The organism is Streptomyces sp. NPDC059852, from assembly GCF_042731455.1.
Lineage (GTDB): Bacteria > Actinomycetota > Actinomycetes > Streptomycetales > Streptomycetaceae > Streptomyces.
On record NZ_JBHWJK010000026.1, the window covers coordinates 1 to 21,486 of the forward strand.

Sequence of the window (21,486 nt, forward strand, 5' to 3'; positions counted from 1 at the left end):
GGCGGGGGTGTTCCCGCCGGAGCCGCCGCCCGGGCCGTTCATCGGTCGTGCATCGCCGGCGCTCGCCGTGGAGGGCTCACACCGATCCGGACGGACCGCTCTGGACCGCCTGCGCGGACTCCTCGGGGAGCCGTTCCGCCGGCGGGGGCGGCGTGGAGCCGCCCCGCCGGCGGGCGAACCAGGCCGCGGCCGGCTCGGTGTAACGGGCGGTCAGCGGGCCCACGACGACCAGGATCAGGACGTAGGCCGTGGCCAGCGGGCCGAGCGAGGGCTCGATACCGGCGGTCACGGCCAGTCCGGCGATGACGATGGAGAACTCGCCACGGGCGACCAGCGTGCCACCCGCGCGCCAGCGGCCCTTGACCCCGACCTCGGCGCGCTTCGCCGCCCAGTAGCCGGTGGCGATCTTCGTCGCGGTCGTGACGACGGCCAGCGCGAGGGCCGGGAGCAGCACCGGCGGGATGCTCGCCGGGTCGGTGTGCAGTCCGAAGAAGACGAAGAACACCGCGGCGAACAGGTCCCGCAGCGGCGCGAGCAGGTTGTGCGCGCCCTCGGCGACCTCACCGGACAGGGCGATGCCGACGAGGAAGGCACCGACGGCCGCGGAGACCTGGAGCTGCTGGGCGATGCCCGCGACCAGCAGGGTCAGGCCGAGCACGACCAGGAGCAGCTTCTCCGGATCGTCACTGGAGACGAAACGCGAGATGTGCCGGCCGTAGCGCACGGCCAGGACGAGGACGAGCCCGGCCACACCGAGCGCGATGGCCAGTGTGAGACTGCCCGCCGCGATCCCGGCACCGGCCAGCAGGGCGGTGAGGATCGGCAGGTAGACGGCCATGGACAGGTCCTCGAGCACCAGGATGCTCAGGATGACCGGGGTCTCGCGGTTGCCGAGCCGGCCGAGGTCGCCGAGGACCTTCGCGATGACGCCCGACGACGAGATCCAGGTGACGCCAGCCAGGACGACGGCGGCGACCGGGCCCCAGCCCAGCAGCAGCGCCATGGCGGCGCCGGGCAGGGCGTTCAGGGTGGCGTCGACGAGACCCGCCGGGTACTGCGTCTTGAGGTTGGAGACGAGGTCGCTGGCCGTGTACTCCAGGCCCAGCATCAGCAGCAGCAGGATGACGCCGATCTCGGCGCCGATCGCCACGAACTCCTCACTGGTGCCGAGCGGCAGCAGCCCGCCCTCGCCGAAGGCGAGACCGGCCAGCAGATAGAGGGGGATCGGCGAGAACTGCAGACGCCCGGCCAGCCGGCCGAGCAGGCCCAGGCCGAGGATGATCGCACCGAACTCGATGAGGAAGACTGCGGAGGAGTGCATGGGATCACTCCCGCCCGAGTATCGCGGCGGCCGCCTCCACGCCCTCGCGGGTGCCGATGACGATCAGGATGTCTCCCCCGGCCAGCCGGAAGTCCGGCGTCGGCGAGGGGATCGCCTGGGCGCGCCGCAGGACGGCGACGAGGGAGGCTCCGGTCTCGGTGCGCATCTTCGTGTCGCCGAGGACGCGCCCGTTCCAGTACGAGGTGCTGGACAGCTCGACGCGCTCGGCCACCAGACCGAGGTCGGTCGTGGACAGCAGGTTCGGGCTGTGGTGGGAGGGGGCCAGGGCGTCGATCAGCGAGGCGGTCTCCGGTTCGGTCAGGTGCAGCGACTGGGCGCACGCGTCCGGGTCGTCGGCCCGGTAGACGTTCACCGTCCGGGTGCCGTCCCGGTGGGCGATCACCGACAGATGGCGGTGCTCCCGTGTGGTGAGGTCGTACTGGACACCGATCCCCGGCAAGGGCGTGGTGCTCATCCGCGGAGCAGGCACAACCCCTCCCCTCCATGTTCGTTCGCGACTGTGGTGCCGGCACGGCTCGTCGGCCCGGTGGCCCACCGTGCGGTGCTCATCGTGCCAGGTGCTCGCGAGCTGGGGATATGGGTGTCAGCACGGATGGACGGGGGCCGGCGCCGGCGGTGAGAATGGTGCGGGGCAGTGGGCCTCTTCACAGGCCGGGGCCCCGTCGAGGGGCATCTGGCGGCCACGGGAGACGGTGGAGGTGGGCATCGGCGGGAAGGGCGGCGATCATGACGTTGTACTGGCGGATCTTCCTCCTCAACGCGGCGGTGCTGCTCGCCGCGGTCCTGCTGCTCCTGGGGCCGGTCACCGTGTCCACCCCGGTGCTGTTCGGGGAGGCGCTGGTCCTGCTGACAGGACTCGCCGTGATGCTGGTCGCCAACGCCCTCCTGCTGCGCTTCGGGCTCGCCCCGCTGGCCCGGCTGACCCGCGCCATGGCCACCGCCGACCTGCTGCGCCCCGGCAGCCGTACGACCGTCACCGGGCCCGGTGAGATGGCCGAGCTGACGAAGACGTTCAACGCGATGCTCGCCCGTCTGGAGGCGGAGCGGTCCACCAGCACCGGCCGGGTGCTGTCCGCGCAGGAGGCCGAGCGGCACCGCCTCGCGCAGGAGCTCCACGACGAGGTCGGCCAGACCCTCACCGCGGTCCTGCTCCAGCTCAAGCACGCTGCCGACCGGGCGCCCGAGACGGTCCGCGCCGATCTGCGCCAGGCGCAGGAGACCACCCGCGCGGGCCTGGAGGAGATCCGCCGCATCGCCCGCCGGCTGCGGCCCGGCGTCCTGGAGGAACTGGGGCTGCACAGCGCCCTGCGAGCCCTGGCGAACGAGTTCGCCACCTCCCGGCTGAGCGCCACGACGCACATCGCGCCCGGTGTGGCCGCCCTGGACCCGGCGACCGAGCTCGTCCTGTACCGCGTCGCGCAGGAAGGGCTCACGAACACCGCGCGGCACGCCCGGGCCACCCGGGTCGAGGTGCACCTGCGGCCGGAGGGGGACGGCCGGGTCGCCCTGCTGGTCCGCGACGACGGCCGCGGGATCGGGTCGGCACCGGAGGGCGCCGGCCTCAGCGGCATGCGGGAGCGCGCCCTGCTCGTCGGCGCCGAGCTCACCGTCGGCCCCGGTCCGCGCGGCGGGACCGAGATCCGCCTGTGCGTCGACGGCAGTCCGTCCGTCCCCCGTCCCCAGGAGAAGGCACGATGACCGCACCCGCCCGCATCCTGCTCGCCGACGACCACGCCCTGGTGCGTCGCGGAGTGCGGCTGATCCTCGACGCCGAGCCCGATCTGACGGTCGTGGCCGAGGCCGCCGACGGCGCGGAGGCCATCGAGCGGGCCCGTGAGCTGGGCGACGGCGTCGACCTGGCCATCCTCGACATCGCCATGCCCCGGCAGACCGGGCTCCAGGCGGCGCGCGAACTGTCCCGCGTCCGGCCCGGCCTGCGCACGCTGATGCTGACGATGTACGACAACGAGCAGTACTTCTTCGAGGCGCTGAAGGCCGGCGCCTCCGGGTACGTGCCGAAGTCCGTGGCCGACCGGGACCTGGTGGAGGCGTGCCGCGCGGCGCTGCGGGACGAGCCGTTCATCTATCCGGGGGCCGAGTCGGCGCTGATCCGCACTTATCTGGACCGCATCCGCTCGGGTGACCGGCTGCCGGCGCGGCCGATCACGGAGCGGGAGGAGGAGATCCTCAAGCTCGTCGCCGAGGGGCACTCCTCGAAGGAGATCGCGCAACTCCTGGTGATCAGCGTCAAGACGGTGGAGCGGCACCGGGCCAACCTGCTGCAGAAGCTGGGCCTGCGGGACCGCCTCGAGCTGACCCGCTACGCCATCCGCGTCGGCCTCATCGAGCCCTAGGGTCTTTCCCTTGACAGCGTCCCGTGGCGGTCCGCGCGGCGGCGATACGTGTTCATGCTGTGTACGGCCGTGTACTCTCCCGCGCTTCGGGTACGCCCCTTTGCACTGATGAAGTCCAGGCAGGATGACGGACGATGCCCCGCGAACAGGATTCCCCGCTCCCCTCCGGCACGGTCGGACGCGAGACCGTCGAGGCCGTGGAGGGGCTGGTGACGTTGTGGTTCTCGGCGGTCGCGGATGTGAATCCACGACTGTCGCCGCGTCAGGTCCGGGCGTTGAGAGCCGTACGGGGCCGCCCCGAGCTCAATGTGACCGCGCTGGCGGGGCATCTGCGGATCGGCCTGCCCACGGCGAGCCGGCTGTGCGACCGGCTGGAGGCCGCGGGGCTGCTGCGGCGCTGTGTGCAGCCGGACAACCGGCGTGAGGTGCGGCTGGAGACCACCGCGCAGGGCGACCGGTTCCTGGCGGAGCTCACCCGGGTGCTCTCGGTGCGTCTGACGGCCGCGTTCGACGGCGTCGCGGCGGCTCAACGCGTCGCGCTGGAAGGGGTGTTGCGCTCCCTGGACCACGACGGCTTCGACACCGTGTAGGCGCCGGGGGGGTCAGGCCGGCTGTTCGCCGCCGTGCACGTGGCACAGCAGCAGGCAGACGTCGTCGTCGTGTTCGGAGTCGTGCAGCAGCGGGTGCAGCAGCCGGTCGGCGGATCCTTCGAGGTCATGGCCGAGTTCGTCGGCGCGGAACGTGGCCAGTGCCTCGGTGAGCCGCCGGATGCCGGGGTCTATGCCCTGGGCGCGGCGCTCCACGAGCCCGTCGGTGTAGAGGGCGAGCGTGGAGCCGGGGGGCAGCGGCGCCGTGTGGTCGGCGATGCGCTGCTGCAGGGGGATGCCGAGCATCGCGCCCGGTTTGGCGTCCAGGGTGAGCACCTCGCCGTCGGGGCCGCGCAGCACCGGCGGCGGATGCCCGGCGGCGGCCCAGGTGAGGGTGTCGTCGTCCGGGTGGAAGCGGGCGATGACGGCGGTGGCGTACAGGTCCATGCGCAGCCGGTGCAGGAACTCGTGCAGCCGGGTGAGGAGTTGGCCGGGGCTGCTGCCGTCGACGGCGTAGGCGCGCAGGGCGGTGCGCAGCTGGCTCATCATCACCGCGGCGTGCAGCCCGTGCCCGGTGACGTCGCCGACGACGGTGATGAGGCTGCCGTCGGGCTGGCGGAACGCGTCGTACCAGTCGCCGCCGATATTCAGGCCGCGGGTGGCGGGGAGGTAGCGGGCCGCCAGGGTCAGTCCGGGCGTGCTGGGCAGGTCGGTGAGCAGGGCGCGCTGGAGGGTCTCGGCGATGTCCCGGTTGTGCTCGAACCTGCGGGCGTTCTCCAGGGCGATGCTGGCGCGGCGGGTCAGTTCGATGAGCATGACGGCGTCGTCGGCGTCCCAGCCCTCGTCGGGGGCGGTGAGCGTGAGGACGCCCTGCGGGGCCCGGCGGGTCAGCAGGGGGATGCAGAGCAGGGGCCGGCCCGGGTCGAGGGCGGACGGGGGCTGGTCGTCCACGCCGGGCAGGCCGCCCGGGTGGTCGGCGGCGTACTGGGGGCGTTCGCGACGGGCGGCGACGACCGCGGCGGCGGGGTGGGAGGCGCCGCGGTCGGGGCGGCTGCCCTCCGCACCGTCGAACAGCCAGACGTCGACGGCGCGGGCGTAGCGCGGGACCAGCAGGGCGGGCAGCAGCCGCACGATGGCCTCGTGGTTGAGGGACGCGGTCAGGGCGGCGCTCGCGTCGGCGAGGAAGGTCAGCCGGCCGCGGGCCGCCTCGGCCTCCCTGCGGGCCTTCTGCTCGGCGTCGAAGAGGCGGCGCTGGGCCTGGTTGGCGGCGTCGAGTTCGGCGTGCAGGGCGAGGACGCCCTGGTTGGTCTGGTGCAGTTCCTCCCGGTGGAAGGCGACGAGGGCCTCCTGCTCGTCGAGCCGTTCCAGCAGCAGGGCGGTGTCCTCGTCGGCGCCGAACAGGGCCTCGGCCAGGGCGGCCGGGTCGTCTCCGTCGGTGTCGCCGTCGGAGAGGTCCACGTCCTCGGCGCAGGAGATCGCCGTGCGCCAGGGCCGGCGGGGGTCCTCGGGGCGGCGTCCCTCCGCCTCCACCTCGATGACGAACTCGCCGCCGCCGGGCATCGGGGTGGCCGTGACGCCGACCCGCCAGACCCCGCCCTTGGTGAGGCACTGCCGCAGATGCGCGGTGAACGTCGTGACCATACGGGTGCGTTCGACCGTGCTGATCCCGCACGCGGCCGCCAGCCGCGCCGCGGCGATACGGACTCGCGCGGCGTCGGTGACGGTGCGGACGGACCAGGTTCGGATCATGAGGAGGGGTCCGGAGGGCTGGGGCTCAGTACGGCGACAGCGGTGTCGTCGCGCACCGGCCGGGCTGAGCTGCTGGCGTCCCGCACGATGGAGGCGGCGACGACGGCGGGGTCGAGCAGGGGTGGACCGCCGGTGGCGGGGCCGGGGCTCCAGCGGCTCGGCAGGCCGTCGGAGTGCAGGACGAGGAGACTGTCCGGGGTCCAGGGCTCCTGGTGCTGGTGCAGATGCGTGGGGAGGTGGGCGCCGACGATCCCGGGACGCGACACCAGTCCGTGCCAGGTGTCCTGCCGACGCAGCCGGGCCCCCGCGTTTCCCACCCCGGCAAAATACAACTGCCCCGCTGTGACGTCGAGTTGGGCCACGGCGACGGCCGCGCCCCGGGTGTCGCGCAGCGCGGTGTGCATCCGCCGCAGCAGGTCGGCCGGCGGGAGGTGGGCCGCCTGGTGCAGGGCGTGCGCGGCCGCCGAGGAGGCGCGGGCCGCCTGGGGGCCGTGGCCGAGCCCGTCGGCCAGCATCAGCGTGACGCGGTCGGCGGTGCGCACGCACGTCCAGGCGTCGCCGGAGAACTCGCCGCCGGCCAGCGGGACGTTGACGCCGCCGGCCCGTACCGGGACCGGCGGGGGGTACGGGCCGGTGCCGGGCGGGGTGGAGCCTATCCTCGCCATGACGACCGTGCCCCGGCCGGGCACGCTGTGCAGGCCGAAACCGTCGGCGGTGCGCCGGCAGGTGCCAAGGCCCGCGCCGAGGGAGTGGGCGGTCGTGAAGCCGTCCCGCAGCGCCGTCTCGACGTCGGCGATGCCGGGGCCGTGGTCGACGGCCAGGATCTGCACCAGCCGGAGGTCGTCGTCGCCGTACGCCGGTGCGGGCGGGCCGACGAGGTCGAGCAGGACGCGTCCGCCGCCGGCGTGCTTGAGGAGGTTGGTCGCCAGTTCGGTGGCCACGAGTTCCGCGGCGGCGACCCGTTCCCCGGGCAGCCGGGCACGCCCGGCCGCGTCCCGGGCCGCGACGCGGACGTCGCGGACGCGGGTCGAGTCGTGCACCGGCACCTCCCAGACGCGGGGCATCAGGAGCCCTCGCGCGGCCGGGGCGGCCCGGCGACCCACGACGTCACCGTGACGGTGGTGCCGCGGCCGCGGGCGCTGTCGACGGAGAACTCGTGCACCAGGCGCCGGGCGCCGGGCAGCCCCATGCCCAGCCCTTCGCCCGAGGTGTAGCCGTCGGAGAGCGCCTGGTCGAGGTCCGCGATGCCGGGGCCGTCGTCGCTGAAGACGAGGCGCAGCCCCCGTACGCCGCCCTCGGTCACCGCCGCGCACTCCATCCGGCCGCCGCCGCCGTGGACGAGGGCGTTGCGCGCCAGCTCGCTGGCCGCGGTGACCAGCTTGGTCTGCTCGACCAGGCTGAACCCGAGCTCGGCCGTCATCTGCCGCACATGCTGCCGGGCCCGGACCAGGTCGAGGTCCGAGGTCAGGGGCAGGCAGGCGGAGACACTTCCGGTGTGGGTCACGGGCGCTCCCGGCGGGCGCCGGCGGTCCGGGGCAGGGGCGCGACCTCGGCCCCGAGCAGGTTCATGGCCTCCTCGGTGCTCAGGGCGGTGCGCAGCCCCGGCAGGGTGAGTCCCAGTTCGACCAGGGTGATGGCGACGGCGGGACGCATCCCGGCGACGACGGTCTGCGCGGCCAGCAGCCGGGTCATCGCCGCGATGTCGCTGAGCACACGGCCCATGAAGGAGTCGACGATCTCGACGCCGGAGAGGTCGATGACGACGCCGGTGACCGCGTCGTCGGAGACGGTCCGGCCGATGTCCTGCCGCAGTCTCTCGGCCGTGCTGTCGTACAGGTCGCCCTGGAGGGTGACCAGCAGGATGCCGCCGAGGCGCAGGACGGGGACGTAGCCGTCGGGTGGCGGGGCGGCCGCGCCGGTCATCGCGGCTCCGCGACGGGGCCGGCGGACGGCACGATGTGCGCGCCCTGCTGCTGGAGGGCGTAGGCCAGGGCGTCCGCGAGGCTGGCGCGGGTGAGGATCGAGCTCAGGTCGATGCCGAGGTGGACGATGGTCTGCGCGATGGCGGGGCGGATGCCGGAGACGATGCACTCGGCGCCCATCAGGCGGGCCGCCGCGACGGTCTTCATCAGGTGCTGCGCCACCAGCGAGTCGACGGTGGGCACGCCGGTGATGTCCAGGATCGCGATGCGCGCGTGCTGCTCGACGATGGCGTCCAGCAGGGTCTCCATGACGACCTGGCTGCGCGCGCTGTCGAGGGTGCCGATGAGCGGGACGGCGACGATGCCCTCCCACAGCTTGATGACGGGCGTGGCGATCTCCAGCATCTCCAGCCGCTGCCGGTTGATGAGGTCCTGGCCCGCGACGGTCGTCGTCTCCAGCATGACCAGCCGCAGGGTGCCCATCAGCACCGCGAGGACGGTGGTGCACTCGCGGACGTGGTCGGCGGGCGCGCCGGAGAGCTCGTCGAGCAGCAGCTCGGTGACGGGCGGGCGCAGCGCCTCCATCTCCGTGGAGATCTGCCCCGTGGTGGCACCGGCTCGGGCGCGGGCGTGCGCGGTGCGCGCGAGCTGTTCGCGGACCACGGCGAAGCCGTCGGCCTCCAGGTCCTCGATGCGTCCGGACGCGGCGACCGCGGCCAGGGCCTCGACGACGGCGCGGCCGGCCTCGACCGCCTCGTCCCGGGAGACGGTGAACACGGTGCGGAACACCGCGGCGTCGGCCCAGCGCTGGGCGATCTGCTCGCGTCGCTCCCGCAGGAAGGCGGCCACCTCCTGCGTCGGATCGGTCCTGTCCTCTGCGGTGTGCTGTTCCGGCACGAAGTTCCCTCCTCGTTGGTTGTGCGCTGCCCCGACCCTACGGGGAAGCCGTGCTGCCCGGTCAGGGCACCTCGGGCGGCCCGAACCAGTCGAGGCACACCACGAGCGCGTCGTCGGCGGGTTCGGTCCCGCCGCGGTGGCCGGCCAGTTCCCGCAGGACAGCCCGGGGCACCTCGGCGGCGGGCAGCAGGCTGGTGGAGACGATGGCGCGGGCCAGGGCGCGCTCCCCGTACTCCTCCCCGCCGGGGGCGCAGACGGCGTAGACACCGTCGCTGGCGAACACGAGCCGGTCGCCGGGCGCGAGATCGACCTCGTGGGCGACGTAGTCCGTCTCCTCGAACATGCCGAGCGGGAGCTGCGCCTCCAGGTCGACGGGGGTGACGGTGCGGCCGCGCAGCCGCATCATCCGCGGGGACCCGGCGTCGACGACCCGCAGCCGTCCGGTGCGCAGTTCTAGTTCGACGAGCAGGACGGAGATGTACGCCTCCCCCCGGTACTGGGCGAAGACGGCCTGGTCGGCGAGGGCGGCCTGGTCCTCGACGGAGAGGCCGGCCCGGCGCGCGTTGCGCAGCGCGTTGATGCCGAGGTTGGTCAGCAGGGACGCCTCGATGCCCTCGCCCATGCCGTTGGTGACGTAGAGCATCAGCCGGTCGGCGTCGGCGGACCAGTCGAAGTTGTCGCCGTAGATGGCGTAGGCGGGCTCCAGCTGGGCACCCAGGGCGTACTCGGGGCCCGCGCAGGACCGTCCGGGAAGGAGCTGCCACTGCATCTCGGCGGCGAGGGTGAGCCGGTCGGCGCGCCGGGCGCGCATGTAGAGATCGGTGTCCCGGTCGGCGACGACGATCTCGTGCCCGAGCACCTGGGCGATGTCGGTGAGCTCGCCGCGGGCCTGCTCGGCCCGGTCGGAGGAGGACATCGTGACGGTGAGCACCCCGAGGCGGTCGCCGCGCACGGTCACCGGCAGATGCAGACGCGCGTCGCCCCCGGCGAGCTTCTCGACGAACGGCTCCTGCGCGCCGAAGGCCCGTCCGGCGCTGCTGCCACGGGCCGGGACCGACTCGGCCGGAGCGCCGGCCGAGCGGACCCGCTGGAGAGAGACGAGGGCGTAGTCGGCCAGGTAGAGCTCGACGGACGTCGCGCCGTACTCGGCGCGCACCACGTCGCGGACCGCGTCCACGAGCCGGTGCGGGGCCGCGGAGCGCAGCGCCCGCTCGGCTGCCATGAATCTGTTCACGATGTCGGATCGGCCATCCTCGTCACGGTGACGGCTGCGGGCCCCCGCGTCACCGCGGGAACCGCCGTCGGTCCCTCTTGTCCGTATCTATCGTTTCGCACGTAGTGCCCGAAGCCGCGGGCTGACAGCATCCGCCAAGCCTGCAAGAGTGGGGCCGTGACTTCCTCCTATGCCCATCCGCGGCCGGACGAGGTGGCACACATGACCTCCGAGGCCGCCGAGTTGCTGGAGGTCCTGTGGGGCCGCGCCTCGACGGCTCCGGTGTCCGCCTCCCAGATCCGGGTGCTGTTCATCCTGGAGCACAGCGACGGCATCAATCTGCGCATGCTCGCGGAGGCGCTCGGCTCCACTCCGCCGTCGACGAGCCGGCTGTGCGACCGGCTGCAGGCGGTGGGTTTCGTCGAGCGGGAGACCAGCGCCGCCAACCGCAGGGAGCTGCGGCTGCATCTGAGCCGGCGCGGGCGCACGTTCCTGGCGGAGCTGCGGGCTCGGCGGGAGGCCGCCCTGCAGTCCGTCCTGGAGCAGATGCCGGTCGCGAAGCGGCACGCGCTGCTGGAGGGCCTGGAGGCCTTCTGCCTCGCGGCGAGCGCGGAGATCCACGAGGGCGACGAGGCGTCCGACGCCCGAAGCGCCTGACACCCGGCGCCCGGTGACCGGGCCGGGGCAGGACGGGGTCCGCGCCACCGGACGGCGGCGCGGACCGGCGTTGCTGAACGGCACGTCCCACACCCCTCCCGCGCTATGACTCGCTCACTCTGTTGCCTCATGGCCATAGTTGTCAAACGGCAACTGTTGGGCCTGCGGGCGCGACGGCGCCCGGCCGGACCGGCCGCCGGAAGGGCGGCGCTCAGTCCTCGGCCGGGGGCTCCGGGGCCGCGGGGCCGCCGGAGTCCGCCACGGCCAGCGCCTCCTCCACGCTCTCCACGATCGGGACGGTGATGCTGACCCCGGTCAGGTCCATGATGCGCCGCACCGCGGGAGTAGGGGAGATCACGTACACCCCGCCGGGGATCTCCCGCACCTCCTGGTAGGCCCGCAGCACGATGTTCATGCCCGACGAGTCCATGAAGGGCACACCGGCGATGTCGAGCAGGAAGTGGCGCCGGCCGTGATGGAGCTGGTTGGCCAGGTGGTGCTGCAGCTCGGTGGCCGTATCCATGTCCAGGTCGCCCTCCACCGTCAGCAGCACGGCATCCTCCCTGGGCACTTCCACCTTGATCGACAAGGGATTCTGGGCAATGGACACGAGTACCTCCCACAGGATTGGCGATCGGGACGGGTGCCCCGACCGGCCGATTCGATGCATCACGGAACCGCTATGACGTCGACGCGTTCCGCACGGCCGTCTACCCCCGGATCCTCCCCGTACACGGACCAGATCCGAGGTACCCCCTGCCAGGTGACCCCGATGGCCCGACCTGCGCGGACGTGGGCCGCGACCGGTTTGACCCGCGAGCGTCTGGTCACGCGAAAAGGGAGGGAACGTCACAGATCGTGGAGGAGGAAGGAACGGTTCCGCCCGTCCGGTACGGACGCCCCGGCGGTCCCCCGTCCTTCCGCCCTCCGTTCAGGGGAGCGACAGGATGAGTCAGGAACAAGGAGCCGGTGGCACCACCGGCCCGGCCGGCGGCCACCCGCACCACGGTCCGCTCAACCCGGCCGAGGCGCGGGGAGCCGTGCGGCGCGCCCTCGCGCAGCGGCCGTCCGGCCAGGGCGCCCCGTACACCCCCGACACGCTGTCGGACGCGCTGCTCGTCGCCTCGGAGCTGACGACCAACGCCATGCTGCACGGCGGCGGGGTCACCGACTTCGACGTGGAGGTCGTCGGCGAGAACCTCTACCTGTCCGTGTGCGACAGGGAGCGGCGGCGGCCGGTGACGCTGGAGTCCGCCGACCGCGGGGACCGGCACCGGTGTGGGGGCCGCGGCTGGCCGATCGTGTGCCGGCTGGCCTGCGAGGTGGAGGTGGCGGACCTGCCCGCCGGCGGCAAGCGCGTCACGGCGGTGATCCCGCTGCTGGGGCCCTACCCGCACCCGGGCGGCGCCTGACCCCGCACATGCGGGTGGGCCGCCGGCCTCGCGGCCACGGCCCACCCGTACTGCTCCTTATGACATCCCTCAGCCCGCGGTCAGGCGACCCCGGGCTCCAGCAGTCCGACCCGCAACTGCTTGATGATGCGGCTGATGAGCCGCGAGACGTGCATCTGCGAGACGCCGATCTGCTCGGCGATCTGCGACTGGGTCAGCTCCTCCACGAACCGCAGGTGGATGATCCTGCGCTCCCGGTCGTCCAGCCCCGCGATCAGCGGGGCGAGCGAGTGGAAGTCCTCCACCAGCTCCAGCGACGGGTCCTCCTCGCCGAGGAGGTCCGCGAGGACCGACTCGCCGCTCTCCGCGTCACCGGAGACGGCGGCGTCCAGCGAGGCCGACTGGTAGCAGTTGGAGGCCTTGCGGGCCTCGATGACCTCTTCCTCCGACAGCGACATCAGCTCGGACAGCTCACGCGTGGTCGGCGTCCGGCCGAGCCGGGAGCTGAGCTCCTCGGTGGCCTTGGCCAGCTCCACCCGCGCCTCCTGCAGACGGCGCGGCACGTGGACCGCCCAGCTCGTGTCACGGAAGAAACGCTTGATCTCACCGACGATGTACGGCACGGCGAACGTCGTGAACTCGACCTCGCGGGAGATCTCGAACCGGTCGATGGCCTTGATCAGACCGATCGTGCCGACCTGGACGATGTCCTCCAGCGAGTCCCCGCGGGCACGGAAGCGGGAAGCCGCGTACCGCACGAGGGACAGGTTCATCTCGATCAGGGTGTTGCGTACGTACTGGTATTCGTGCGTGCCCTCTTCCAGGATGTCCAGTCGATCGAAGAACTGACGCGACAGCTCGCGTGCGTCCTGGGGCTTCACCCGCGACGGGTCCTCGATCAGCGGCAGCGCCGCCTCCGTCGCGTCCGTCTCCTGTGCCGTGGCCGTTGCCTGCGCCACCGTCACGGCTGCCATGCCGCCCTCCCGATGCCGGAACCTGTTGTCGTACCCCCGGATGCCCCCGATCTCGCGGGCCAATCCCGCGAAAACGAAGAACTTCGAGGAACTTTTCGAACGTGGTGACTTCCCACCGGAAGCCACGCCCGGATGCATCCACCATACGATGCGCGCACGCCCGGGGACCCGGCCGGTCCGGCCCGAAGATTTCCCTCCCCCTTCTTCTGCGTGTGCGCTGTTTGCACCCCCTGACCCGGGGCATGCGGGGATTCGTGCTTCGGACCAGAGGCGCGCCGGTGCGAACGAGGTGAGCCGCTCCGCGGCCGCCGCGCCCCGTGCACCGTTTCCACACGCACATCCCTGAGAACGCCGTTCAGGAGCTGCTACATGCTGGTTGAAACGTCCGCACATGGTTCCGACCTCCCCACCCGCCCCCGCGTCTCCGGCGGACGCGTCCACGACGACGCCCCCGACACCGCGAGCGGCTTCGTCCGTCTGGCCGAGCTGCCGGAGGGGCCCGAGCGGAACGCGCTCCGCGACGAGCTGACCCGGGCCTGGCTGCCCATGGCCCACCGCATCGCCGGCCGCTTCCGCAACCGCGGGGAGTCGCTGGAGGACCTGCGCCAGGTCGCCGCGCTCGGCCTGGTCAAGGCGATCGACCGGTACGAGCCGGGCCGCGGCGCCTTCGAGAGCTACGCCGTCCCCACCATCACCGGTGAGATCAAGCGGCACTTCCGCGACCGGATGTGGGCCCTGCGGGTCCCCCGCCGCGTCCAGGAGCTGCGCAACAAGGTGCGGATCGCGCGCCGTGAGCTGACCGAGTCCGGGTCGGGGGCCACCGCGTCCGTCGCGGACATCGCCGCCCACACCGGGCTCACCGAGGACGAGGTCAACGCGGGCCTGGAGGCGCTGGAGAGCTACAGCACGCTCTCCCTGGACGCCGAGATGTCCGCGAGCGAGGACGGCTTCAGCCTCGCCGACACGATCGGCGGCTGCGAGGAGGCGTACGACGTGGTCATCGACCGGGAGGCGGCGAAGGAGGGGCTGCGCCGGCTTCCGGAGCGCGAGCGGACCATCCTCTACATGCGGTTCTTCGAGGACATGACGCAGAGCCGCATAGCCGAGCAGCTCGGGATCTCCCAGATGCACGTCTCACGGCTGATCAGCCGGTGCTGCGCGAAGGTGCGGGCCGAGGTGCTCGACCAGGACGCCCGGCCGCAGCGCCGCGGCGGAGGCCGGGCCGGATGAGGCCCGCTCCCCTCCCCCGTACGACGACTTCATCCGAGGAGAGCACACCGATGCTGACGCCCCACCCGACGCTGCTGCGCCGGCTCGTCGACGAGTACGAGACGCTCATGGCGCGGCAGGACCCCGGCGAGGGTCACGGGCGGCGCGATGTGCGGGCCCAGGACCTGGCGTACACGCTGTGCGTGTCGACCGGGACCCGCGAGGTGGGACAGGCACTGGAGACGGCACGCCATCTGCTCGCGGCGTCGATGGACGAGGCCGCGGCGCGCGGCACGGCGGCAGCCGTGTAGCCCCGCGCCGGCACGGACGAACGGTCACGAACGAAGGGAGCCATGTGGGCACCGACGGAATCTGGTCCTACCCGCCCGGCAGCGGGCACCGGGAAGGGCTCGCGCTCACCGGGTTCAGGGTCGAGGCGACGGACGGCGTCATCGGGCACGTCGACCGGCAGGCCGACGACACCGGCCGGCGCCATCTGATCGTCGACACGGGCGCCTGGGTGTTCGGCCGGAGCCTCCTGGTTCCCGCGGGCATGGTCACGGGCGTCGACGAGCGGGCGCGGACCGTCACGGTGGCGTGCACCCGCGCCGAGGCGAAGGACGCTCCCCGGTTCGAGACGGACCGTGAGACCCGGGAACCGGGCTATCTGGCCGCTGTCGGCGCGTACTACGCGACGCTGTCCCATGCTTCACGGACTTCGGGGTAGCAGGGTGGTCATGCACGGAAACGGGACGAGGGGCGCGGGACGACCGTGCCGGGAGGATGGTGACGTGACCACAGCCGCGCGGCACCGGGTGCGCGCCCGGAACGCCCAGCAGGTCGGGCGCGGGGCGCGCACCACGGGCGGGCGATCGTGAGGCCGGCGGAGCACCGGCCGGCCGGGGACGGCGGCACGCTGCGTTTCCGGCCGGCCGAGATCGGCAGCGCGGCCTCGGCACGCGGCTTCGTGAAGTCGGTCGTCGAGGAGCACGCGCGCACCTCCCCCGTGGACGAGCGCGCCGTCATGGATCTGATGCTGGTGGTGTCGGAACTGGTCACCAACGCGATCCGGCACGGCGACGGCCTCGCCGGGTTCGAGGTGGCCGTGGAGAGCGGGGGTCTGCGGCTGCGCGTGCACGACTACAGCGACACCGTGCCGGCGGCCGCCTTCGGACCGGGCACGCTGCCGCAGACGCACGAGGGCAGCGGATACGGCTGGCCGCTGATCATCCGGCTGACGCGGGAGATCCGGATCGACCGCCGCCGTGAGGGAGGAAAGACGGTCAGCGTCCTGGCACCGCTGACGTGACCGTCCGTCCCGCCGCCGGGCGGCCCTCCTTCGGGACGGTCACGCGGCACCGCTCACCAGGGCAGGAAGGCGTGGACGTCCTTGCCGTCCTCGCGCACCACCACGCTGACCTGGTCGCACAGCGTGTGGATGAGATACCAGCCGATGCCTCCGCCCTTGCCCGTCCCGGGGTGGAAGGGACGCGGCGCCGGCGGTGTGGTGCTGGTGTCGCCGAGCGTCACATGGACGCCGTCGAACGCCTTGCGCATGGTCAGTTCTATCGGTCCCGGCGCGTACTGGATGGCGTTGGAGACGAGCTCGCTCACCACCAGCAGGATGTCGTCCCGGTACTCCGGGGTCGCGGGGGGCGAGGCCCGCGCGAGCGTCGTCAGATACTGCTCCGCGCCCAGACGCGCACGCGTCACATCGCCGAACCCCCCGTCGAAGCGGGCCCCCCACTCCTGTGCCTGTTCCATAGACGGCTTGTTGCCGCCGTCCTGTGATTCGGTCGCCATCACACCTTCTTCGGCCCCGTCCGCCGTTTCGGCCGCGGTGACTTGTCCTTGCTGCTTCCTCCGCTGCTGGTTCCCAACGAGAGCGCGGATACGCGTCCCGAACCAGGTGCAGCCTGCCAGGTTCCCCGGCGGCGGGGTGCTCACACAGGACACCGAGTGCCATCACCGGGCAACTCGGGCGCTACCCCTCCGGCCGGACGGCGTCGCCCACGGTGTAGATGTCCTTCACCTTCACCTCGGTCACCGCGCGCCCCTCGGGGAACACCGCCCGCCAGTCGCCGATCACATGCAGTTCGTCGGTGCCCATGGCGCGGACGACGATCAGGCCCTCGTCGTAGGCGCGGTGCGCCTTCCACCACAGGTTCACGAACGCCTGGGAGCGGATCAGGTGCATCCAGTCGGTGCGGTACAGCTCCCGGTTGTAGTTCGACTCCCCCATCGTGGAGACGAATTTCGCGTACATGGCCTTCACGTACTCCTGCGTGACCTCGTCGCCCTCGGCGATCGCCCGGTCGCGGGCGTCCTTCAGCAGGACCCGGAACTTCTCCAGCAGGTTCTCGGTGGCCCCGGAGGTCCATGACTCGTGGATCACGGGCGGGTCGCACAGTCCGTACCGGGGTCCGGAGAGCCGTTGCAGCAGGCGCAGCGTCGGCTCGGTGACCCACAGGGGACCCGGTTCGTCCCGGTTGCCGATCGGATTGGGCAGATAGGCGCCGTGCTCCCACTCGGGCGGGGTGACGAGGTGCACGCCGGCGCGGCGCCGGTCGTGGTGGTCGCCGGTGGAGTGCTCGAGCCGGCCGATCGGCAGATGGGTCTTGAGGGCGGAGAGATAGGCGCCGTTGACGTCGAGCGCGGTCACCTGGTGCTCGCCGGGCGGGAGCGTGGGCCGGGTCCACTTGGGCCGGGCCTCCCAGATGTCGTCGGCGCTGCGGGCCGTGGGCTTGCGCAGGACGTCGGGCAGCCAGGGGTGGGCGACGACGTCGTACCGGCCGCCCTTGCGGGTCCGGTCCAGCAACGCCATGGCGTCCGGGATGGCCCGTCTGACCAGGGCGGCGGTGGCGGCCTCGACGTCCCCGGAGTGCTGATCGAGGGCGGCCGCGACGGCGGCGGCGATCGGGTCCGGGGTCTCGCCCGTACGCAGCCGCCGTCCGGCCGGGACGACCTTCTGGGGGCGCGGGACGGTGGCGGGCTCGGAGCGGGGCTCCTCAGGCGGAGGGGTCCGCTCTGCTTGCGTGCCGCACTCGGCGGGATCGAGGTGCTGCGGGAAGCCCTCCACCTGGTGCCGGGCGGGCCGGCCGCACAGGACGCAAGGGCGGGGGGCGGCCAGTTCGTCCCCGTCGCCCGCGCCGCTCGTGGCGGCGGAGGGCGCCGCCGGGGTGGGGGCGGGCTGGGGCGGGGGGTCGGTGGCCGGTGGCGTGGAGCCGGCGGCCAGTTTCGTGCGGGCGCCTTCCAGGAAGTAGGCGTACTTCTCGCGGACCTCGCCGCTCGGGTCCCGGCCGGACTCCCAGCCCGCGATCGTGGACGGTCCGACGCCGAGGGCCTGCGCCAGCTGGGGCCGGGACAGGCCCAGCTCCTCCCGCAGGGCGCGGCGCTCCGGCACCGGCGGCAGCGGGACCTCTTTCCTGGCCCCGGCGAGCAGAGCGTCGATCGCGTCGAAGTCGGTCATCGGGCCACCCCGTCCGTCACGTTCGCGCGCGTGGGCCCGGCCGGGCGGGCCGGCCTGCGGCGCCGCTCGGCGGGCAGGGCCTCGGTGGCGCGGGTCGGTCCCGCGAGGAGGTCCAGCACGTCGATGCCGTAGTGCGCGGCGACGACGTCGCAGTCGGCCAGGCTCCAGACGGCCGCCCCGGACTGACGCCGGCTCACCTGGGCCTGGCTGACACCGAGTGCCGCCGCGAGGGCGGTCTGCGACTCACCGGTGGCGTGCAGGAGCGCGGCGACCGCCGCCCGCGCCCGCTCGTCGAGACCCATACGCATGGGGGCGACTCTAGCGCGCCGTGCTCATGCCTCATGCGTACGGCGCATGCCGGTCGCCGTCCGACCGGTGCGGGGGCGGCGGAGCCCGGTGGCTGACCTATCTTGGCGCCATGCAGGCATACACGATCGGTCAGGCGGCGCGGCTGCTGGGCGTCAGTCCGGACACCGCCCGGCGCTGGGCGGACGCGGGCAGGGTCGCCACCCATCGCGACGAGAGCGGCAGACGGCTCATCGACGGCAAGGACCTCGCCGCCTTCTCCGTGGAGCTCGCGCGCTCCGGCGCGGGCGAGGAGGCGCCCTCCTCCACCTCGGTGCGCAACGCCTTCCCCGGGATCGTCACCGCGATCAAGCTGGGGGACGTGGCGGCCCAGGTGGAGATCCAGGCCGGACCGCACCGGCTGGTGTCGCTCCTGACCCGGGAGGCGGTGGAGGAGCTGGGTCTGGAAGTGGGCGTGGAGGCCACCGCGCGCGTGAAGTCGACGAATGTCCATGTCGACCGCGCCTGAGCCGGCCGGGCGTTTCATGCGAACGCACATGCGAGGCCGGTGAGCCGGGGCACCGGCTCATGCGAAGCGACAAGGGTCCTGCCCCTCGCATCTGCGTCAGTATCATCGGCGGCGTACGCGTGCGTGATCGAGGAAGCGCAGCCCGAGGGAGTGGAGGAGGCCGCCATGGAGAAGGACGTCCGCGGTCCCCGGGCCACCTCTCGGCGGCGCCTGCGGGTGGGCCGCGCGGCTCCGCTGCCCCTGCTCGTGCCGGCGCTGATCGGGGTGGCGTTCCTCGTCCTGCCGCTGGCGGCCCTGCTCGTACGCGCCCCCTGGCGGAGCATGCCCGAGCTGCTGACCAGCACCGAGGTGTGGCAGGCGCTACGGCTGTCCCTGGTCTGCGCGACGGCGGCGACCGCGGTGAGCCTGGTCGTGGGCGTGCCGCTGGCCTGGCTGCTGGCACGCGTGGAGTTCCCGGGGCGGCGGCTGGTGCGGGCCCTGGTCACCCTGCCGCTGGTGCTGCCGCCCGTGGTCGGCGGTGTGGCGCTGCTGATGGCCCTCGGCCGCAACGGTGTGGTGGGGCGTCTGCTGGACGACTGGTTCGGGGTGACGCTGCCGTTCACCACGGCGGGCGTGGTGGTGGCCGAGGCGTTCGTGGCGATGCCGTTCCTCGTCATCAGCGTGGAGGGCACCCTGCGGGCCGCCGACCCGCGCTTCGAGGAGGCCGCCGCGACCCTGGGCGCCTCCCGGTTCACCGCGTTCCGCCGGGTCACGCTGCCGCTGGTCGCACCCGGCATCGCGGCGGGCGCCGTGCTCGCCTGGGCGCGGGCGCTCGGCGAGTTCGGGGCGACCATCACCTTCGCCGGCAATTTCCCCGGCCGGACCCAGACCATGCCGCTCGCCGTGTACCTGGCCCTGCAGAACGACCCGGAGGCGGCGGTCGCGCTGAGTATCGTCCTGCTCGCGGTGTCCGTCGCGGTGCTCGCGGGGCTGCGGGACCGCTGGATGACCGCCTCATGACCGCGGCGGCACACGACGGCACGCCCGCACGCGGCGGCGAGGGCCTGGACGCGCGTCTGGTCGTGGAGCGGGACGCCTTCCGTCTCGACGTGGCGCTGCGCGCCGCGCCCGGTGACGTGGTCGCGCTCCTCGGCCCGAACGGGGCCGGCAAGACGACCGCTCTGCGCGCGCTGGCCGGTCTGGTCCCGCTGTCGGCCGGGCATCTGCTGCTGGACGGCGCCGACCTCGGCCGTACGCCGCCCGAGGGCCGCCCGGTCGGGGTCGTCTTCCAGGACTATCTGCTCTTCCCGCATCTGTCCGCGCTGGACAACGTGGCGTTCGGGCCGCGCTGCCGGAAGGTCCCCAAGGCCGCCGCCCGTGCGCAGGCCGCCGCGTGGCTGGAGCGGATGGGGCTCGCCGAGCACGCCGCGAGCAGACCGCGCCGGCTGTCCGGCGGGCAGGCCCAGCGGGTCGCGCTCGCCCGCGCCCTGGCGACCCGTCCGCGGCTGCTTCTCCTCGACGAGCCGCTCGCCGCGCTCGACGCCCGCACCCGGCTCGACGTACGGGCGCAACTGCGTCACCACCTCGCGGACTTCGAGGCGGTCGCCGTCCTGGTCACCCATGATCCGCTGGACGCCATGGTGCTGGCCGACCACCTCGTCGTGATCGAGGACGGGCGGGTCGTCCAGGAGGGCGGCCCGGCCGACATCGCGCGGCATCCGCGCAGCGACTACATCGCCCGGCTGGTCGGCCTGAACCTCTACCGGGGCGAGGCGGACGGGCACACCGTACGGGTCGACGGCGGGCCGGCGGTCACGACCACCGAGGAGCTGACCGGCCCCGTCTTCGTCGCGTTCCCGCCCGGTGCGGTGACCCTGCACCGGGAGCGGCCCACGGGTTCCAGCGCCCGCAATCTGTGGCGCTGCGAGGTGGCCGGTCTGGAGACGCACGGCGACCAGATCCGCGCGGCGCTCTCCGGTGAACTCCCGCTGGCCGCCGACCTGACGACGCTCGCCGCCGCCGAGCTGGGCCTGCGCCCCGGCGCGACGGTCTGGGCCACGGTCAAGGCGACCCAGACCCACGCCTACCCGGCCTGAGACCCGGCGGCGGGCGGTGGCCCCTCTGGCATGCTGGGCGCGTGCTCGAGCCGTCGCCCGTCTCCCCGGACGCCCCCGCCCGTGTCCGCAGCCCGCTGCTGACCCAGCGGTGGCTCGATCTCGCCTTCCTGCACTGGGCGGTCGAGCCCGGCACCGTGGCCGGGCTGCTGCCGCGCGGCACCGTCCCCGACACGTACGACGGGGCGACCTACGTCGGTCTGGTCGCCTTCCGGATGCATCGCGTCGGCTGGCTCGGGCTGCCCGGGGTGCCGTACCTGGGGACGTTCCCGGAGACCAATGTGCGGCTCTACTCGGTCGACGCGCACGGGCGGCGCGGGGTGGTGTTCCGCTCCATGGACGCCTCCCGGCTGATCCCGGTCGTCATGGGGCGCGTCGGCTTCCGGCTGCCGTACCTGTGGTCGCGGATGTCCGTGCGGCGGGCGGGCGACACCGTCACGTACGCCAGTCGCCGACGGTGGCCGGGACCGCGCGGCGCCTCCAGCCTCGTCACCGTCCGCGTCGGGGAGCCGATCGCGGAGCCTACGGGGCTGGAGCACTTTCTGACGGCCCGTTGGGGCATGCACAACGCCTTCTTCGGCGGGTCCGGACCGTCGGCCTATCTACCGAACGACCATCCCCGCTGGCCCCTGCACCGCGCCGAGGTCCTCACCTGCGAGGAGGACCTGATCACGGCGGCCGGTCTGCCCGCGCCCGCCGGCGACCCGGTCAGCGTGCTCCACTCCCCCGGCGTGCCGGTCCGCCTGGGCCGTCCGGCGCGCCCGGCGGGACTGCCCACTCCCTAGGTTGTTCGGCACGAAGGGCCCGGACCGGTG

The 21,486-nt window shown here is 73.3% G+C and carries 26 protein-coding genes; 13 read left to right on the forward strand and 13 right to left on the reverse strand.

Annotated elements, in window-relative coordinates:
* Nucleotides 1–76: 76 nt before the first annotated feature.
* Nucleotides 77–1,321: a cation:proton antiporter gene (locus ACFV46_RS27270; protein ID WP_376728119.1), complete on the reverse strand. Its 1,245-nt coding sequence runs from the start codon at nt 1,319–1,321 to the stop codon at nt 77–79.
* A 4-nt stretch (nt 1,322–1,325) separates the two neighbouring features.
* Nucleotides 1,326–1,796 (reverse strand): TrkA C-terminal domain-containing protein, encoded by a 471-nt coding sequence (locus ACFV46_RS27275; RefSeq protein ID WP_361934909.1) that lies wholly within the window; start codon nt 1,794–1,796, stop codon nt 1,326–1,328.
* A 272-nt stretch (nt 1,797–2,068) separates the two neighbouring features.
* Between ACFV46_RS27275 and ACFV46_RS27280 the strand changes: the two genes are divergently transcribed.
* The 3 genes from ACFV46_RS27280 to ACFV46_RS27290 all read left to right on the forward strand — a co-directional run bounded on the left by ACFV46_RS27280 (nt 2,069) and on the right by ACFV46_RS27290 (nt 4,286).
* A complete protein-coding gene (locus tag ACFV46_RS27280; RefSeq protein WP_385500149.1) occupies nt 2,069–3,040 on the forward strand; it encodes a HAMP domain-containing sensor histidine kinase in 972 nt (323 codons plus the stop codon).
* Nucleotides 3,037–3,696, forward strand: a complete 660-nt coding sequence (locus tag ACFV46_RS27285) for a response regulator (protein ID WP_385500150.1) — start codon at nt 3,037–3,039, stop codon at nt 3,694–3,696. The genes ACFV46_RS27280 and ACFV46_RS27285 overlap by 4 nt, the downstream gene beginning before the upstream one ends.
* Nucleotides 3,697–3,830: 134 nt before the next feature.
* Nucleotides 3,831–4,286 carry a MarR family winged helix-turn-helix transcriptional regulator gene (locus ACFV46_RS27290; protein ID WP_376728117.1) on the forward strand — a complete coding sequence of 152 codons (456 nt, stop codon included), beginning with the start codon at nt 3,831–3,833 and terminating at the stop codon, nt 4,284–4,286.
* 12 nt (nt 4,287–4,298) lie between these two features.
* On the opposite strand, the gene ACFV46_RS27295 is transcribed toward ACFV46_RS27290, so the two are convergent.
* From ACFV46_RS27295 to ACFV46_RS27320, 6 genes are all read right to left on the reverse strand, one after another.
* Nucleotides 4,299–6,032 (reverse strand): PP2C family protein-serine/threonine phosphatase, encoded by a 1,734-nt coding sequence (locus ACFV46_RS27295; protein ID WP_385500151.1) that lies wholly within the window; start codon nt 6,030–6,032, stop codon nt 4,299–4,301.
* Nucleotides 6,029–7,096 (reverse strand): SpoIIE family protein phosphatase, encoded by a 1,068-nt coding sequence (locus tag ACFV46_RS27300; RefSeq protein WP_385500152.1) that lies wholly within the window; start codon nt 7,094–7,096, stop codon nt 6,029–6,031. The genes ACFV46_RS27295 and ACFV46_RS27300 overlap by 4 nt, the downstream gene beginning before the upstream one ends.
* Nucleotides 7,096–7,536, reverse strand: coding sequence for an anti-sigma regulatory factor (locus tag ACFV46_RS27305; protein WP_361934925.1), 441 nt, complete (start codon nt 7,534–7,536; stop codon nt 7,096–7,098). The genes ACFV46_RS27300 and ACFV46_RS27305 overlap by 1 nt, the downstream gene beginning before the upstream one ends.
* Nucleotides 7,533–7,955 (reverse strand): STAS domain-containing protein, encoded by a 423-nt coding sequence (locus tag ACFV46_RS27310; protein WP_385500154.1) that lies wholly within the window; start codon nt 7,953–7,955, stop codon nt 7,533–7,535. Before ACFV46_RS27310 ends, ACFV46_RS27305 begins: the two co-directional genes overlap by 4 nt.
* The gene (locus tag ACFV46_RS27315) at nt 7,952–8,851 is read right to left on the reverse strand and encodes an STAS domain-containing protein (protein WP_385500155.1); all 900 of its coding nucleotides are present in this window, start codon (nt 8,849–8,851) and stop codon (nt 7,952–7,954) included. The genes ACFV46_RS27310 and ACFV46_RS27315 overlap by 4 nt, the downstream gene beginning before the upstream one ends.
* 61 nt (nt 8,852–8,912) lie before the next feature.
* Entirely contained in the window at nt 8,913–10,073 is a 1,161-nt protein-coding gene (locus ACFV46_RS27320) for a PP2C family protein-serine/threonine phosphatase (protein WP_385500156.1), read from the reverse strand.
* A 213-nt stretch (nt 10,074–10,286) separates the two neighbouring features.
* On the opposite strand from ACFV46_RS27320, the gene ACFV46_RS27325 reads away from it, so the two are divergent.
* Nucleotides 10,287–10,721, forward strand: a complete 435-nt coding sequence (locus tag ACFV46_RS27325; RefSeq protein WP_361934935.1) for a MarR family transcriptional regulator — start codon at nt 10,287–10,289, stop codon at nt 10,719–10,721.
* A gap of 211 nt (nt 10,722–10,932) precedes the next feature.
* Here ACFV46_RS27325 and ACFV46_RS27330 read toward each other — a convergent pair whose 3' ends face one another.
* Nucleotides 10,933–11,331 (reverse strand): STAS domain-containing protein, encoded by a 399-nt coding sequence (locus tag ACFV46_RS27330; RefSeq protein ID WP_361934937.1) that lies wholly within the window; start codon nt 11,329–11,331, stop codon nt 10,933–10,935.
* Nucleotides 11,332–11,668: 337 nt separating this feature from the next.
* On the opposite strand from ACFV46_RS27330, the gene ACFV46_RS27335 reads away from it, so the two are divergent.
* Nucleotides 11,669–12,133, forward strand: coding sequence for an ATP-binding protein (locus tag ACFV46_RS27335; RefSeq protein ID WP_361934940.1), 465 nt, complete (start codon nt 11,669–11,671; stop codon nt 12,131–12,133).
* 80 nt (nt 12,134–12,213) lie between these two features.
* Here the strand turns inward: ACFV46_RS27335 and ACFV46_RS27340 are convergent, their stop codons facing one another.
* Nucleotides 12,214–13,086 carry an RNA polymerase sigma factor SigF gene (locus tag ACFV46_RS27340; RefSeq protein ID WP_361934943.1) on the reverse strand — a complete coding sequence of 291 codons (873 nt, stop codon included), beginning with the start codon at nt 13,084–13,086 and terminating at the stop codon, nt 12,214–12,216.
* 369 nt (nt 13,087–13,455) lie between these two features.
* Between ACFV46_RS27340 and ACFV46_RS27345 the strand changes: the two genes are divergently transcribed.
* The 4 genes from ACFV46_RS27345 to ACFV46_RS27360 all read left to right on the forward strand — a co-directional run bounded on the left by ACFV46_RS27345 (nt 13,456) and on the right by ACFV46_RS27360 (nt 15,604).
* Complete coding sequence (locus tag ACFV46_RS27345; protein ID WP_385500157.1) at nt 13,456–14,316, forward strand: SigB/SigF/SigG family RNA polymerase sigma factor; 861 nt, start codon at nt 13,456–13,458, stop codon at nt 14,314–14,316.
* Nucleotides 14,317–14,366: 50 nt separating this feature from the next.
* The gene (locus tag ACFV46_RS27350; protein ID WP_361934949.1) at nt 14,367–14,606 is read left to right on the forward strand and encodes a DUF5133 domain-containing protein; all 240 of its coding nucleotides are present in this window, start codon (nt 14,367–14,369) and stop codon (nt 14,604–14,606) included.
* Between the two features lie 44 nt (nt 14,607–14,650).
* Nucleotides 14,651–15,022 carry a PRC-barrel domain containing protein gene (locus ACFV46_RS27355; RefSeq protein ID WP_385500158.1) on the forward strand — a complete coding sequence of 124 codons (372 nt, stop codon included), beginning with the start codon at nt 14,651–14,653 and terminating at the stop codon, nt 15,020–15,022.
* A gap of 147 nt (nt 15,023–15,169) precedes the next feature.
* Nucleotides 15,170–15,604 (forward strand): ATP-binding protein, encoded by a 435-nt coding sequence (locus tag ACFV46_RS27360; protein WP_361934955.1) that lies wholly within the window; start codon nt 15,170–15,172, stop codon nt 15,602–15,604.
* Nucleotides 15,605–15,657: 53 nt separating this feature from the next.
* Here the strand turns inward: ACFV46_RS27360 and ACFV46_RS27365 are convergent, their stop codons facing one another.
* The 3 genes from ACFV46_RS27365 to ACFV46_RS27375 all read right to left on the reverse strand — a co-directional run bounded on the left by ACFV46_RS27365 (nt 15,658) and on the right by ACFV46_RS27375 (nt 18,072).
* Complete coding sequence (locus ACFV46_RS27365; protein WP_376728108.1) at nt 15,658–16,098, reverse strand: ATP-binding protein; 441 nt, start codon at nt 16,096–16,098, stop codon at nt 15,658–15,660.
* A gap of 181 nt (nt 16,099–16,279) precedes the next feature.
* The gene (locus tag ACFV46_RS27370) at nt 16,280–17,764 is read right to left on the reverse strand and encodes a helix-turn-helix domain-containing protein (RefSeq protein ID WP_385500159.1); all 1,485 of its coding nucleotides are present in this window, start codon (nt 17,762–17,764) and stop codon (nt 16,280–16,282) included.
* A complete protein-coding gene (locus tag ACFV46_RS27375; RefSeq protein WP_385500160.1) occupies nt 17,761–18,072 on the reverse strand; it encodes a helix-turn-helix domain-containing protein in 312 nt (103 codons plus the stop codon). The genes ACFV46_RS27370 and ACFV46_RS27375 overlap by 4 nt, the downstream gene beginning before the upstream one ends.
* Nucleotides 18,073–18,182: 110 nt before the next feature.
* On the opposite strand from ACFV46_RS27375, the gene ACFV46_RS27380 reads away from it, so the two are divergent.
* From ACFV46_RS27380 to ACFV46_RS27395, 4 genes are all read left to right on the forward strand, one after another.
* Entirely contained in the window at nt 18,183–18,578 is a 396-nt protein-coding gene (locus tag ACFV46_RS27380; RefSeq protein ID WP_361934964.1) for a helix-turn-helix transcriptional regulator, read from the forward strand.
* 165 nt (nt 18,579–18,743) lie between these two features.
* Nucleotides 18,744–19,577, forward strand: coding sequence for an ABC transporter permease (locus tag ACFV46_RS27385; protein ID WP_361934967.1), 834 nt, complete (start codon nt 18,744–18,746; stop codon nt 19,575–19,577).
* Nucleotides 19,574–20,653 (forward strand): ABC transporter ATP-binding protein, encoded by a 1,080-nt coding sequence (locus ACFV46_RS27390; RefSeq protein WP_385500161.1) that lies wholly within the window; start codon nt 19,574–19,576, stop codon nt 20,651–20,653. The genes ACFV46_RS27385 and ACFV46_RS27390 overlap by 4 nt, the downstream gene beginning before the upstream one ends.
* A gap of 41 nt (nt 20,654–20,694) precedes the next feature.
* On the forward strand, nt 20,695–21,456 hold the full coding sequence (locus ACFV46_RS27395; protein WP_385500162.1) for a YqjF family protein: 762 nt from the start codon (nt 20,695–20,697) through the stop codon (nt 21,454–21,456).
* Nucleotides 21,457–21,486: the final 30 nt, after the last annotated feature.

Bases quoted from the DNA above. Each gene is read 5' to 3' on its own strand.
- ACFV46_RS27385 (WP_361934967.1), top strand. From the start codon at position 18,744: ATGGAGAAGGACGTCCGCGGTCCCCGGGCCACCTCTCGGCGGCGCCTG.
- ACFV46_RS27295 (WP_385500151.1), bottom strand. From the start codon at position 6,032: ATGATCCGAACCTGGTCCGTCCGCACCGTCACCGACGCCGCGCGAGTC.
- ACFV46_RS27390 (WP_385500161.1), top strand. From the start codon at position 19,574: ATGACCGCGGCGGCACACGACGGCACGCCCGCACGCGGCGGCGAGGGC.
- ACFV46_RS27375 (WP_385500160.1), bottom strand. From the start codon at position 18,072: ATGCGTATGGGTCTCGACGAGCGGGCGCGGGCGGCGGTCGCCGCGCTC.
- ACFV46_RS27290 (WP_376728117.1), top strand. From the start codon at position 3,831: ATGCCCCGCGAACAGGATTCCCCGCTCCCCTCCGGCACGGTCGGACGC.
- ACFV46_RS27270 (WP_376728119.1), bottom strand. From the start codon at position 1,321: ATGCACTCCTCCGCAGTCTTCCTCATCGAGTTCGGTGCGATCATCCTC.
- ACFV46_RS27365 (WP_376728108.1), bottom strand. From the start codon at position 16,098: ATGGCGACCGAATCACAGGACGGCGGCAACAAGCCGTCTATGGAACAG.
- ACFV46_RS27275 (WP_361934909.1), bottom strand. From the start codon at position 1,796: ATGAGCACCACGCCCTTGCCGGGGATCGGTGTCCAGTACGACCTCACC.
- ACFV46_RS27325 (WP_361934935.1), top strand. From the start codon at position 10,287: ATGACCTCCGAGGCCGCCGAGTTGCTGGAGGTCCTGTGGGGCCGCGCC.
- ACFV46_RS27370 (WP_385500159.1), bottom strand. From the start codon at position 17,764: ATGACCGACTTCGACGCGATCGACGCTCTGCTCGCCGGGGCCAGGAAA.
- ACFV46_RS27320 (WP_385500156.1), bottom strand. From the start codon at position 10,073: ATGGCAGCCGAGCGGGCGCTGCGCTCCGCGGCCCCGCACCGGCTCGTG.
- ACFV46_RS27300 (WP_385500152.1), bottom strand. From the start codon at position 7,096: ATGCCCCGCGTCTGGGAGGTGCCGGTGCACGACTCGACCCGCGTCCGC.
- ACFV46_RS27335 (WP_361934940.1), top strand. From the start codon at position 11,669: ATGAGTCAGGAACAAGGAGCCGGTGGCACCACCGGCCCGGCCGGCGGC.
- ACFV46_RS27340 (WP_361934943.1), bottom strand. From the start codon at position 13,086: ATGGCAGCCGTGACGGTGGCGCAGGCAACGGCCACGGCACAGGAGACG.
- ACFV46_RS27345 (WP_385500157.1), top strand. From the start codon at position 13,456: ATGCTGGTTGAAACGTCCGCACATGGTTCCGACCTCCCCACCCGCCCC.
- ACFV46_RS27285 (WP_385500150.1), top strand. From the start codon at position 3,037: ATGACCGCACCCGCCCGCATCCTGCTCGCCGACGACCACGCCCTGGTG.
- ACFV46_RS27310 (WP_385500154.1), bottom strand. From the start codon at position 7,955: ATGACCGGCGCGGCCGCCCCGCCACCCGACGGCTACGTCCCCGTCCTG.
- ACFV46_RS27350 (WP_361934949.1), top strand. From the start codon at position 14,367: ATGCTGACGCCCCACCCGACGCTGCTGCGCCGGCTCGTCGACGAGTAC.
- ACFV46_RS27380 (WP_361934964.1), top strand. From the start codon at position 18,183: ATGCAGGCATACACGATCGGTCAGGCGGCGCGGCTGCTGGGCGTCAGT.
- ACFV46_RS27280 (WP_385500149.1), top strand. From the start codon at position 2,069: ATGACGTTGTACTGGCGGATCTTCCTCCTCAACGCGGCGGTGCTGCTC.